Here is a 13,140-nt window from a genome sequence, read left to right on the forward strand (position 1 = left end):
ACATTCATTGGAGCTATTCCACGTGGCCGGATACCGTGACGTGCAGCACAGCGAGGGCCGCCTCCAGGGGATAACCAACCGGCGAATTGTCGGCGCACATCCCCGGGTTCGATGTGGCGCAGCCAGACCCGACGGCCACTCGCCAGTCGCCCGATGAACCCTCACACCATTGCGAGAGAGAAGCCGACATGAGCGATCAATCAGCCACGGGACAACGAGAAGGGTCCGGGACATCGGCGCGCGTCGTGCTTCTGCTGTGCCTGCTGGCCGTCGTGTTCGAGGGCTACGACATGGTGGCCTACGGGACCACCCTGCCCTCGATGCTCGCCGACCCCGCGTGGAACCTGACCCCGGCACGAGCCGGAGTGATCGGAAGCTACGCGCTCGTCGGCATGTTGGTCGGCTCGATCCTCGTCGGCGGGATCGCCGACCGTCTCGGGCGCCGAACGTTGATGATCACGGCCACCGGGTGGTTCTCGGCCTGGATGGGCGTGTGCGCCATCGCCCCCGACGCCACACTGTTCGGAGTGGCACGCTTCTTCGTCGGCGTGGGCGTCGGCGCACTCATTCCACTGGCTGCCGCCATGGCGGTCGAGTTCTCGCCCAAGGGCAAGAGCCACACCTACAGTGCCATCGTGTGGGCCGGCTTCCCCGGGGGCGGCGTTCTGGCGTCCCTGCTCGGACTCGTGGTGGTGGACGCGTTCGGTGTCCGGGCCATGTACTGGATCGGCCTCGTACCGCTCCTGGTGTTCGTCCCGATCATGCTGAAGTTGCTGCCCGAGTCGCCGAGCTTCCTGCTCGCCCGCGGCAGTGTCGACGAAGCGAACCGCATCGCCGACCGCGCCGGAATCGATCGTCCGGAGCCTCCGCGTCCCGGTGAGAAGGTGGGGCCGCGGGCCCTGTTCACCCGGGAGTTGCGGCGCGCGACCCTGCTGTTCGGGCTGCTCAGCGCATGCGGGCTGCTGCTGACCTACGCGCTGAACACGTGGCTTCCCAAGTTGATGCAATCGTCCGGATTCGGAAGCAGCTCCGCACTGACCTTCTTGTTGGTGCTCAATGCCGGCGCCATCATCGTGCCGCTGTTCGCTTCCCGTCTGTCGGACCGGATCGGCCCGCAAGCTGTCACCGCAGCGTCGCTGGCGAGTGCCGCGGTGGCGATCCTGGTCCTCAGCACGGACGTGTCCTCGTGGCTGTTGTTCGCCCTCGCGTTCGTCGCAGGTGCCGGAACGATCGGCGCTCAGGTCCTGATCTACGGATTCGCCGCCTCGTACTTCCCGGCATCGAGCCGCGCGGCCGGAACAGCGTGGGTTGCCTCCGTCGGCAGGCTCGGCGGCGTGACGGGTCCGACGCTGACCGGTCTGGTGATCGCCAACGGGTCGAATGTCGCACCCGCCTTCTACCTGTTCGCGCTGATCGCCGTCATCGGTGCGATCGCGGCGCTGCTGGTCCCTCGGCAGCGGAAGAATCCGACAGTCGGGCAGGCCTCAGCGGTGCCCGGAATCGTGCGGCAGGACGCAGCTAGGTGACGGGCGAGTGCTGCGGGTCCCGAACCTTGTCACGGACGAGGAAGACTGCGACAAAACCGAATACGACGAGCACGATCGTCACCAGCGCCGCGATCGCACCGCCGCTGCTGGACGTGCCGACGGCGGTGTCGACCCCACCCGAGGAGAGGACGGTCGTCGGGTCGGTGAGGGCGTGAAGCACGATCGCAGCCCAGATGGTGCCGGTCACTCGCATCGTGAGGTACATGCACATGCCGAAGCCGAAGGTGTAGACGACGGTGACAGCGACAGTGGACAGTTCCATTCCCGCGATGAGGTTCGTGGTGTGCATCAGCGCGAACATCGCCGACGAGACCACCGCGACGAACTTCTCGTTGTGGCGGGCGTCGCGCAGGATCTGGACTACCAGCCCTCGTGTGGCCAGCTCCTCGGCCACACCGACGCACCCACCCAATACGAAGAGTGCCGCGATCTGCCCGCCGGTCCACGAACTCCAGTCCGTCCCGGTCAGGTGCGCGATGATCGCGGCCACGACCAGGGCCGGAGCAAACCACATCCAGCCTCGTCCCCGAATCGGCTGGGGCCCGAAGATCTTCCCGAGCATGCCGAGCCGGGCGGCCACGACGAACAGAGCGATCGCGCCGACCGCGATCGGCAATGCCAGGCCGAACAGGATGCTGGGCGCGGAGCCTACGAGGTTGTCCTTGTCGATCCGGCCGGCGAAGATCGAGGAGACCAGCCACCCCACCAGGAGGTAGAACACCAGGTAGGCCACGATCAGGCCGACAGCCATCCATACGCTGGGGCGTCGCCACCCAGCCGATTCACTGCGCTCGTGCGTCACCTGCTGATCGTAGACACTGCGTTCAAGGGCGGCCTGGTGACCGAGCCGGACTGCGAGTTGTCGAGGAGCCGGCGGCAGCCGACCCGAAGCGCCCCGTCCGCGTAGCGTCATACTGTTCGAGCAGAACTGTCGTGCAGGCGAAGATGTGGTGTGGTGATGCCGACGTGAATCGAGTGACGGACTCCTGGCGCGAGATCATGTCCACCGAATTCGGTGGACTCGCACCTCGGCTTGCCTCGGACGCCCAGGTCACGGGGACGATGCAGGCGGTCGTGCTCGGCACCGTGGAGGCCTTCACCATCTCGGGGACACCGCAGGTGCTGAGCCGCAGCCCCCGGGCCGCCCGGCGGAATCCGTCCGAGTCGTTGAAGCTCTGCGCGGTGAAGAAGGGTCGCGCGGTCCTGCATCAAGGGGACCGGGAACTCGTCGTCGACCGAGGTCGTGCGGTGATGTACGACGTGGCACTGCCGTACGAACTGTCCTTCACGGACACCTGGTCGTGCTCCGTCGTCACGTTTCCACGCCACTCGTTCGTTCTCACGCCGAACGAGATCCGGGAGTGTTTGGAACGCACCTACGACGTGCGAGCCGGGTCCGGCGCGCTCCTCGAGCACTTTGTCACGACCGCGGTCGCCGAGGGCGCCGACGTGGACCCTTCGGCTGCCACCCTGCTCGGTGACGCCGGCATGAGCCTCGTGTCGGCGGTACTTACCGCGCCGGAGACTCGCTCGGCGCCGCCCTCGTCCGCGGTTCGGGAGCAGATCCTCCGCCATGTTCGCCGCAATCTCGCCGACCCGGGCCTCAGCGTCGGCTCGATCGCATCGGCGCTGCACATGTCGCCGCGGACACTGCAGCGCATCTTCGCCGACTACGGCCACACCCTCAGCGCGGTGATCCGCCGGGAACGGCTGGCGAGCGTTCACCGGGACCTCACCAACCCCAATCTGCTCGACCGCACCATCTCGTCTTTGGCGTCGCGGTACGGCTTCTACGACGCGCCGGCCTTCACGCGCGCGTTCCGCGCCGAATACGGGATGACGCCGTCGGACGCCCGTCACCAGGCGCTCCCCCACACTGTCGCCTGACGGCAACAATCCTGTCGCTCCGGGACAACACGGGCCCCCGCGTCCGGGGCACAGTGTGTTCCACATCGCTTCGTTCCCGTGAAGTGATCGACGTTATCGACTCTATGAATGGGAGCTGACATGACTGACCTTCTCGGCGGCGAGACCTGGTCCGGCAAAATCTTCGACGGCAACTGGGTCACCGCTTCGGGCGGCAGCATCAAGGTGACCGAGCCCGCCACCGGCGCGGTCCTCGGTGAAATCGGCGCAGCGGACGCGTCCGACATCGGCCGCGCCGCCCGCCGCGCGGCGGCCGCTCAGCCGGGCTGGGCCGCCCGCACCGGTCACGCCCGTGCGGACGTATTGCGCAAGGCCGCAATGACACTCGACGCGAACCGTGCCGAGGTCGAACGCTGGCTGATCCGCGAGGGCGGCGCCGTCCCAGGCAAGGCCGCCTTCGAGGTCGACCTGGTTCTCTCCGAGCTGTGGGAAGCATCGGCCCTGCCCACCCAGCCGTGGGGTCACCTGCTGCCCACCAGCCAGGAAGGCCGCGTCAGCATCGGACGCCGTGTTCCGTTGGGTGTCGTCGGCGTCATCAGCCCGTGGAACTTCCCGCTGGTCCTGGCGATGTGAGCGGTCGCACCCGCCCTCGCTCTCGGTAACGCGGTGGTCCTCAAGCCCGACGTGCAGACCGCGATCAGCGGCGGCGTCGTGATCGCTCAACTGTTCGCGGCGGCAGGACTGCCGGAGGGAGTACTGCACGTACTCGCCGGGGACGCCGAGCCCGGGCAGGCGCTGTCCGAACACCCTGTCGTCTCCTTGATCTCGTTCACCGGCTCGACCTCTGTCGGACGCCAGGTCGGCGCGACCGCGGGACGGACGCTCAAGCGTGTCTCCCTCGAGCTCGGCGGCAACAACGCCCTGATCGTCCTGGACGATGCCGACCTCGATGCCGCGAGTTCGGCCGGCGCCTGGGGCTCCTTCCTCCACCAGGGCCAGGTCTGCATGACGGCCGGCCGGCACATCGTCCTCGAATCGGTGGCCGATCGCTACCTCGAGAAGCTGACGGCGCGCGCCGCCAACCTCCCGGTCGGTGACCCCAACACCGGACAGGTCGCGCTCGGCCCCCTGATCAACGAACACCAGATCGCCAACGTCGATCGCATCGTCCAGGCAACCCGCGACGCCGGTGCCGAGATTCGCACGGGCGGAACATTCGAGGGACTCTTCTACCGGCCGACCGTTCTCGCGGGCGTCACCCCGTCGATGCCGGCCTTCCAGGAAGAGATCTTCGGTCCGGTCGCTCCCGTCGTGGTCGTCAAGGACGAGGCGGAAGCCATCGCCGTCGCGAACGACACCGAGTACGGTCTCGTCGCCGCGATTCAGACGGGTTCGGTCGAACGCGGAGAACGGCTGGCCGATCAGCTCCGCACGGGCATGGTCCACATCAACGACCAGACCCTGAACAACGACGCGTATGCGCCGTTCGGCGGTACCGGAGCGTCCGGCAACGGCACGCGATTCGGGACGCAGAGCAGCTGGGACGAATTCACCCAGTGGCAGTGGCGCACCAGCCGCTCTGTGGCACAGCAGTTCCCGTTCTGACACTCACGCACCTCACTGGTCTGCCGGCCGATCGCGACACACCGCGGTCGGCCGGCAGACTGCGTTCGGTCGAATGCATGAATGATATCTATGCCCCTATTGGAAACATTCATTGGAGCTATTGTCGCAGGAGCGTTAGCGTGGACGCGGAGACACAGTCGGTGTCGCCGATCACACGAGGGAGAACCGATGGCAACGGTGAGTGAAGTGACGTACGAACTGTTGCGGGCCCGGGGGCTCACCACCGTGTTCGGCAACCCGGGATCGAACGAACTCCCCTTTCTCTCCGGAATGCCCGACGACTTCCGCTACGTGCTCGGCCTGCACGAAGGTGCCGTCCTGTCGATGGCGGACGGGTACTCGCTCGTTACCGGCGACGCGACTCTGGTGAATCTGCACGCGGCTTCCGGCTCCGGCAATGCCATGGGCGCGCTGACCAATTCGGTCTACTCACACAGCCCCCTCGTCGTCACCGCGGGCCAGCAAGTTCGCTCGACGATCGGGCAGGAGGTCATGCTGTCCAACGTCGACGCAGGCACGCTGATGAAGCCGCTGGTCAAGTGGAGCAGTGAGCCCACGTGCGCGGAAGACGTGCCGCGCACGATCAATCAGGCCATCCACACCGCGCTGCTGCCCGCGAAGGGTCCGGTCTACGTGTCGGTTCCCTACGACGACTGGGCCGCGGAGGCTCCCCCGGAATCCGCCGGCCTCCTCGCGCGCGACGTGCACAGTGCCGCGTCCCTGTCCGGTGATCAGATCAGCGATCTGATCGAGACTCTGGAGTCGGCCACGCACCCGGTACTCGTGCTCGGACCGGCGGTCGACGCCGATCGTGCCAACGCCCATGCGGTGCTCCTGGCCGAGAAACTCCGCGCACCCGTGTGGATCGCCCCGTCCCCCTCACGTTGCCCCTTCCCGACACGGCACCCGGGTTTCCGCGGTGTTCTCCCCGCCGGCGTCGCCGACCTGTCTGAAACCCTGGAGGGGCACGATCTCATCCTCGTGGTCGGCGCGCCCGTGTTCCGCTACCACCAGTACGTTCCGGGCAACTACCTCCCGGACGGCGCCCGGCTGATCCACGTCACCGACGACGGCGGAGAAGCGGCGCGCGCCCCGATCGGTGAGGCCTACGTCGCCCCGGTCGGCAGCACGCTCGAAATCCTCGCGACCATGGTGAAACCCAGCGACCGCTCCCCTCTTCCCCCGCTCGGGGACTTCGAGGAGGCCGTTTCGGTCGGCGCCGGCCTCGATCCAGCGCAGCTGTTCGCCCTGGTCCGGGCGGGCGCTCCGGACGACTCGATCTACGTGAACGAGTCGACGTCGACGTCCGACGCGTTCTGGTCGCAGATGGATCTCTCGCACCAGGGCAGCTATTACTTCCCCGCATCCGGGGGTTTGGGTTTCGGGCTTCCCGCCGCTGTCGGGGCGCAGCTCGCCTCCCCGGACCGTCAGGTCATCGGCCTGATCGGCGACGGCTCCGCCAACTACGGCATCACCGCTCTGTGGAGCGCTGCACAGTACAAGATCCCGGTGGTCATCGTCATCCTGAACAACGGCACCTACGGTGCGCTGCGCGGTTTTTCGAAGATCCTGAACACCGGCGAGACTCCCGGCCTCGACGTACCGGGAATCGACTTCGTCCACCTCGCCGAAGGATACGGCGTGCACGGCACCGCGGTCGCGACCGCCGAAGACTTCACCACCGCGTTCAAGTCCGCCTTGGCCGCCGACGAGCCGACCCTGATCGAAGTGCGCACCAACTTCGACGAATCATGAACGACGACCCAGGATTACGCATGAATCTCATCGAGACACTGAAGGAACTCGTTCCCGCCGACATCGTCGTCACCGACCCCGACACGATGGAAGGCTACCGCCGCGACAGCGCCGACCTGGTGGCCGCAGGCAAGCCGATCGCCGTCCTGCGTCCCCGGACCACCGCCCAGGTGTCGAGCATCATGACGTGGGCAACGCAGACCGACACCGTCGTCGTGCCGCGCGGCGCGGGAACCGGGTTGTCCGGCGGAGCAACCGCTCTCGACAACTGCGTCGTGGTGAGCATGGAACGCATGAACTCGATCCGCGAGTTCGACGCGACGAACCACACCGCGGTGGTCGAGGCGGGAGTCGTCAACGCAGACGTGGGCAGGGCGGTCGCGGACGCCGGGTTGTTCTACCCGCCCGACCCGGGAAGCTTCGAAGTGTCGACGATCGGCGGCAATCTCGCGACTAACGCCGGCGGCATGCGCTGCGTGAAGTACGGGGTCACCCGCAACTCCGTTCTCGGCCTCGAAGTCGTCCTCGCCGACGGACGCGTGCTCCGCACCGGCGGAAAAACCGTCAAGAACGTCGCGGGTCTCGACCTGACCCAGCTCTTCGTCGGCTCCGAAGGCGCCCTCGGAATCATCACCTCGGCGACTCTCCGACTGCGACCCACGCCTGCCGCCACTGCGACGTTCGTGGCGTCTTTCCCAACGCTGGACGCCGGCGGTCGGGCTTTGAACTCCATCTTCGCCGCCGGGGTCACACCGAGCATGCTCGAGATCATGGACAACGCCACGATCAACGCGGTCGAGAACTATCAGCGAATGGATTTGGACCGGGACGCAGCACTTCTCGTGATCGGGCAGGCAGACGGAGCCGACGCGCTCGACCAGGTCGATCGGATGGTTGCGTGCTGCGACGAGGCCGGGGCCGACCTGTCCGTGTCGACGTCGGATCCCGCAGAGGCCGAGATGCTGCTCCAGGCTCGGCGGCTCGCGGGGTGGGCCACGATGGAGCAATTCCCGACCATCATCGAAGACGTCGGTGTTCCGCGAACACGGCTGGCGGAACTCTTGTCCACCATCGCCGACATCTCCGAGGACACCGGGATCCGCATCGCCACCGTCGGTCACGCCGGTGACGGCAACGTCCACCCGATGCTCCTGCTCCCCGACCTCGGTGTGGACGCCCGCAATCGGGCGATGGTCACCGCCGACCGCATCTGCGCTGCAGCGCTCGCCCTCGACGGAACCATCACCGGCGAGCACGGCGTGGGAGAACTCAAGCGCGAGTGGCTCACCCGTCAACTCGACGACGTCTCGCTCGGTGTGCAGGCGAGCATCAAGCGGGCACTCGACCCGAAGATGCTGCTCAATCCCGGTCGTGGGTTCTAGCCGATGACTTTCACGCTCAGTCAATGGCTCGGATTCGAGTCGCACCGGCGACGAATGCTTCTGGGTGACTGCCACCGCGCGGCGGTGGCCGCGAGAGGCTCGCACAACGCCTACATCTCGGTGGTGGACCAGTTGGCTCCACCCGTCGCCGACGGTGAGCTCGAAGGTGTGCCGTTCGCAGTGAAGGACAACATCGATGTAGCCGGCATGCCCACCACAGGTGGGAGCCCGCTGTTCGCACTCGACGTCCCCGATGTCGACGCCGGGGTGGTCAGCGCGTTGCGTGAGGTCGGTGCGGTGGTCGTCGGCAAGACCAATCTGCACGAACTCGCATTCGGGATCACGAGCAACAACGCCACCTACGGCCCGGTTCGGAACCCGCTGGATGTCTCCCGAGTGGCCGGCGGATCGAGCGGAGGCAGCGCTGCGGCGGTGGCGCTGGGAACGGTGCCCTTCAGTCTCGGCACCGACACCGGAGGATCGGTCACCATCCCCTCGGCGTTCTGCGGGATCGCCGGATTCCGTCCCACCACCGGCCGCTACCCGAGCGACGGCGTCGTCAACCTCTCGTCGTCACGAGACACGATCGGTATTCACGCCCGGACCGTCGAGGACGTGCGCCTCCTCGACCGCGTCATCACCAGAACGAGTCCGACGGTCGGTGTGCCGGATCCAGCCGATCTGGTACTGGGAACCGTCCCGAGCCGGTACGACGACATGGAACCCGCGGTCGCCGAGGCGACCCATCTCGCGCTCGACGACCTGCGCGCGAGTGGTGTGACGATCGTGGAATTGTGCATGCCCGACGATCTGACGCTCGCCGCGGAGCCTGGCATCGCATTGGTCTTCTACGAGGCTGAACGCTTGCTCGCGGCGCGGGTGAACAATGTTCGCGGACAACAGGGCCCCGTCGATATCGCGGATCTGATCGACGCGATCGGGTCGCCGGATGTGCGGGCGATCTTCGAGTCCATCGCAGCCACCCGGGTCACCGCCAGGGCATACGAGCACGCCCGCCGCAGACGGTGGCAACTTCGGCGTCTGTACGAGGAGACGTTTGCCGCCGCCGGAGTGCACGCGCTGATCGCCCCCACCGTCCACGTTCTCCCGCCCCGCATCGGACAGGACGACACCATCGACGTCAACGGGCGCCCCCAGTCGGTGTTCCCCACGGTCACCCGCAACTCGGCGCCGGGTTCGGTCGCCGGGGTCCCGATGCTGACCGTCCCCGGCCGGTCTACCGCCGAGGGATTGTCAGTGGGCCTCTGCCTCGAGGGCCGCTTCTTCGAGGACCAACAGCTTCTCACCGTCGGAGACCTGATCAGCAGCATCCTTCACCGCTGACGCCGACAAGTGTGTCCCGATCCGGGTGAACACCGCCGGAACGGTGGTGCGGCGACGCACGGCGAGATGATCTGCGATCCGGAATGCGCGACCAACCACGAGATCGAGTTCGCGGGACACGAACAACCGTTGGCCGTGGACACCACTCGCCATGAAGGAGTCGAACGGGTCGTTGAGAATCCACCGGTAGTCCCGGTAGCTCATCGCTGCAGGCGAATCCGCCGACGCACGCGGCAACCGCACCGAAGCGGTAGCTCCCTCGGGAACGGTGCTGATCGCACGCACCACCGACTCCGCACGATCTGGCGGTCGCCGAGAGCGCCCCCACAGCGGAGCATCTCCCCCACCTCGGCGGACGTCGACAATCTCTACGTGCAGGCGGAATCAGGTGTGATTGGAGGCCCCGCTCACGTGTGATGACCGCACCGTCAGTTCGTGGAGGTACCAACGCCCGCATCATTGCTCGCTATAGGTGAACACCCCTCTCCTCTCCCTCCTCCCTCCTCCCTCCTCCCTCCTGTGAAAGCAGTGTGCTTCCGCCAGGGTGTCTCAGCCTCCGGGAATGACGGACGGCACGTCAGGGCGGTTACGAACCGAGCCGCCCGATCCTCGAGTATCCCTCGGCCAAACGCGCGTTATACGCGTCGAGCGGTTGTGTCTCGCACCTGAATCCCATACGGCAGTAGCTCTTTGCGTGCGGGGCCCTTGTCGCCGGCGAGACGTTGGAGAAGCATGCGTGCTGCGCGTTGGCCCATCAGATCCCGCGGCACGGTCACGGTGCTCAACTGGAGGGGGCCGGCGCTGGAGAAGCTCATGTCGTCGAACCCGGTCAGGGCCAGGTCTTCCGGCACGCGCTTGCCGATTTCCCGGGAGACGTCGAGAACGCCGAGCGCGATCATGTCGTTACCGCAGACGATGGCGTCTATCTCGGGGTGTTCGGCGAAGAGTGCTCGGGCGCGCAACGCGCCGGCGGCTCGGGTCAACTCTCCCCATACGTCGGGTTCGTTGACCGCGTGCAGACCCGCTTTGGCCAGCGCGTCACGGTATCCGTTCATGCGGTTGACCGACACGCTCGAGGTGTCGGGGCCGCCGAGGATGGCGACTTTGCGGCGCCCGGTGGCGACCACGTGGGAGGCCATTTCGAACGAGGCGGAGTAGTCGTCGATGCCGACCCAGTCGGAGGGTTCGTCTTCGATCTGGCGGTAGAGCTGCACAACGGGAATCTTCTCGTGGCGAAGCTTGTCGAGGAGGGGCTTGTCGGCGGCGACGAGCGAGGTGAAGATCAGGCCGCTGCAGTTCCGGTCGACCTGCGCGAACGCGACGTCCGATTGCCGCGAACCGTCCACGCCGACGTGGGAGACGAACACCTCGTAGCCTTCTTCGGCGGCGGCGGCGACCACTCCCCCGGCGACCTCGGTGTAGAACGGGTTGGCGATGTCCGCCAGGAGCAACCCGATCGCTTTCGTGGTGCCCGAGCGCAGTTCCCGGGCGATCCTGCTGGGTCGAAACCCCATCTCCTCGGCGATGGCGAGGATCCGCTGGCGGCTCTCGTCGCTGACCCCGGGCGCCCCGCTGAGTGCGTAGGAGACCGCGGCAGCAGATACCCCCGCCCTGCGGGCGACATCGCTCATCGTCACTCGCCGGGTGCGGCCACCGTTGGACTTGCTGTCGGTCATGCGCGCCAGCTTACGCGGTTAAGTGATGCCCCCAGGGGCGACGCCGCGCAGCGTCCTGCACAAACATCGCACTGATTCGTTTAAGTTGCACGGAACCCAGTCGCCGACCACTTAAGAATACCGATGGACTACTCGGATTCCGTTCATTTAGCCAGCTATCGGCATTGATGATTCGTTGAAACATCACCGCTTGTGCGCTGAAACACAACGATGTACCGTCGCTTATGCGATTAAGCGAAAGGAGAGCATCGTGAGTTCCACCGTTGACATGAAGAACGAAGAGGCTGTGCCCTACACGGGTCCGAAGCCGTACGGGATGAGTGACGATCTGATCGTTCCGGGTGCACTGGATCTGGACTGTGACGAGCGGCTGTGGGTTCCGCAGTCCCAGGATGTCGAGTTCCGCCCGCTGGTGTTGTCGGCGAGCCAGGGCTACTTCGTGAACATTCTGCGGGTGCGCCGCTCGGGCATCCTGTCCCGGCACCGGCACGCCGGGGCGGTGCACGCGTTCACCCTGCGGGGCCGCTGGCACTACCTCGAGTACGACTGGTGGGCAGAAGAGGGCACCTACGCGTTCGAGCCGCCCGGCGACATCCACACCCTCGAGGTCCCCGAAGACGTGACCGAGATGGCGACCCTGTTCCACGTGAGCGGTGCGTACATCTACGTCGACGTCGACGGCAACACCGTCGGCATCGAAGACGTCTTCAGCAAGATCGACAAGGCCCGCGCGCACTACGAGAAGATCGGTCTCGGCGCCGACTACGTCGACCGCTTCATCCGCTGACACTGCGGCGGACACCGCCTGACATGGCGCAACCACACCGAGTGCCCTCGGCACTCAGGGGCGGTGTCCGCCGGCATCTCACTCTCTATTTCCACGAGCCCGATCGCGGGCGAAAGTAGCAGGTTCCCCACATGCGAGCTCTGACCAAGAGAAGTGCCACTCCCCACGACGTCCTGGTGCAGGATCTGCCCAAGCCCGAACCGGGCCCGGGGCAGGTGCGGGTACGCACCGAGGCCTGCGGGTTGTGCGGCAGCGACGTGCACGCCTGGCGTCACGACACCGGCTACGAATGGATCCGCCCCCCGGTGGTGCTCGGACACGAGGCGGTGGGATACGTCGAAGCCCTCGGCGAGGGCGTCGACCCGGCCTGGCTCGGCACACGCGTTGTCCCCGTTGCGATCGACGGTTGCGGCGTGTGCGATCTGTGCGAGCGCGGTTTCCGGCAGATCTGCCCCCGGCGCACCGTCCTCGGATTGTCCTTCGACGGCGCCGCCGCCGAATCGTTCGTCGTCCCCGAGGTCCGCCTGGTCGAGGTCGACCGCGGCCTGCCGGCGTCGACGCTGGCGCTGACCGAACCACTGTCGGTCGCCTGCCGCGCGGTCGCGCACATCGAGAACACCACCGACGGACCCACCCGGGTGGTGGTGTCCGGGCCCGGGCCGATCGGCACGATGGCCGCCCTCGTCCTGGCCCAACGCGGCCACGATGTCGTGCTCTCCGGGGTCGGCAACGATGAGAACGTGCGATTGCCGCTGGCCCGCGCGCTCGGTCTGCGCACCGTGATCGCCGACCGGGACGCGCTGCCTTTCATTCCGACCGCATGGGTTGACGCCTCCGGTTCGACGGCCGCGCTCGATGCCGCCATCGCCGCGGTCCTGCCCGGCGGCCCCATCTCCGTCGTCGGCCTGTTCGCCCGCACCGGACCGGTCGACTTCAATGCCGTCACCCGCAAGGAGATTCGACTGCAGGGCAGTTACGGATCGACGAAGGTCGACTACCGGGCCGCTGCCGCCGCGATGGCCGCCGACCCGACACCGTGGCCTCAGCTGGTGACCGAAATTTCCCTCACTGATGCGGCTTCGGCCCTCGAACGCGCCGCGGCCGGTCACGACATGAAGGTCGTGCTCGTCCCATGACCACACCGGACCCCACCCCTG

The 13,140-nt window shown here is 66.8% G+C and carries 10 protein-coding genes and 1 pseudogene; 8 read left to right on the forward strand and 3 right to left on the reverse strand.

Annotation, left to right across the window (positions count from 1 at the left end; genetic code table 11):
• The first annotated feature begins 188 nt into the window (after positions 1–188).
• Positions 189–1,526, forward strand: coding sequence for an MFS transporter (locus tag WKC72_RS33895; RefSeq protein WP_370180970.1), 1,338 nt, complete (start codon positions 189–191; stop codon positions 1,524–1,526).
• On the opposite strand, the gene WKC72_RS33900 is transcribed toward WKC72_RS33895, so the two are convergent.
• Entirely contained in the window at positions 1,519–2,349 is an 831-nt protein-coding gene (locus WKC72_RS33900) for a lysostaphin resistance A-like protein (protein ID WP_370180971.1), read from the reverse strand. The two genes, WKC72_RS33895 and WKC72_RS33900, sit on opposite strands and share 8 nt — an antisense overlap.
• A 164-nt stretch (positions 2,350–2,513) precedes the next feature.
• On the opposite strand from WKC72_RS33900, the gene WKC72_RS33905 reads away from it, so the two are divergent.
• The 5 genes and pseudogenes from WKC72_RS33905 to WKC72_RS33925 all read left to right on the forward strand — a co-directional run bounded on the left by WKC72_RS33905 (position 2,514) and on the right by WKC72_RS33925 (position 9,520).
• Positions 2,514–3,434 carry a helix-turn-helix domain-containing protein gene (locus tag WKC72_RS33905; protein ID WP_370180972.1) on the forward strand — a complete coding sequence of 307 codons (921 nt, stop codon included), beginning with the start codon at positions 2,514–2,516 and terminating at the stop codon, positions 3,432–3,434.
• Positions 3,435–3,554: 120 nt separating this feature from the next.
• A pseudogene (locus WKC72_RS33910) lies at positions 3,555–5,018 on the forward strand (benzaldehyde dehydrogenase).
• A gap of 189 nt (positions 5,019–5,207) precedes the next feature.
• Entirely contained in the window at positions 5,208–6,794 is a 1,587-nt protein-coding gene (gene mdlC, locus WKC72_RS33915) for a benzoylformate decarboxylase (RefSeq protein WP_370180973.1), read from the forward strand.
• Positions 6,795–6,814: 20 nt separating this feature from the next.
• Positions 6,815–8,176: an FAD-binding oxidoreductase gene (locus WKC72_RS33920; protein ID WP_370180974.1), complete on the forward strand. Its 1,362-nt coding sequence runs from the start codon at positions 6,815–6,817 to the stop codon at positions 8,174–8,176.
• A gap of 3 nt (positions 8,177–8,179) precedes the next feature.
• A complete protein-coding gene (locus tag WKC72_RS33925; RefSeq protein WP_370180975.1) occupies positions 8,180–9,520 on the forward strand; it encodes an amidase family protein in 1,341 nt (446 codons plus the stop codon).
• On the opposite strand, the gene WKC72_RS33930 is transcribed toward WKC72_RS33925, so the two are convergent.
• Positions 9,431–9,805 (reverse strand): hypothetical protein, encoded by a 375-nt coding sequence (locus WKC72_RS33930; protein ID WP_370180976.1) that lies wholly within the window; start codon positions 9,803–9,805, stop codon positions 9,431–9,433. The genes WKC72_RS33925 and WKC72_RS33930 overlap by 90 nt on opposite strands.
• A gap of 350 nt (positions 9,806–10,155) precedes the next feature.
• The gene (locus WKC72_RS33935; RefSeq protein ID WP_370180977.1) at positions 10,156–11,196 is read right to left on the reverse strand and encodes a LacI family DNA-binding transcriptional regulator; all 1,041 of its coding nucleotides are present in this window, start codon (positions 11,194–11,196) and stop codon (positions 10,156–10,158) included.
• A gap of 250 nt (positions 11,197–11,446) precedes the next feature.
• Between WKC72_RS33935 and WKC72_RS33940 the strand changes: the two genes are divergently transcribed.
• A complete protein-coding gene (locus WKC72_RS33940; protein ID WP_005243324.1) occupies positions 11,447–11,983 on the forward strand; it encodes a 2,4'-dihydroxyacetophenone dioxygenase family protein in 537 nt (178 codons plus the stop codon).
• A gap of 131 nt (positions 11,984–12,114) precedes the next feature.
• Complete coding sequence (locus WKC72_RS33945) at positions 12,115–13,119, forward strand: alcohol dehydrogenase catalytic domain-containing protein (protein WP_370180978.1); 1,005 nt, start codon at positions 12,115–12,117, stop codon at positions 13,117–13,119.
• Positions 13,120–13,140 lie beyond the last annotated feature (21 nt).

The organism is Rhodococcus wratislaviensis, from assembly GCF_041228765.1.
In the GTDB taxonomy this organism is placed as follows: domain Bacteria; phylum Actinomycetota; class Actinomycetes; order Mycobacteriales; family Mycobacteriaceae; genus Rhodococcus_F; species Rhodococcus_F wratislaviensis.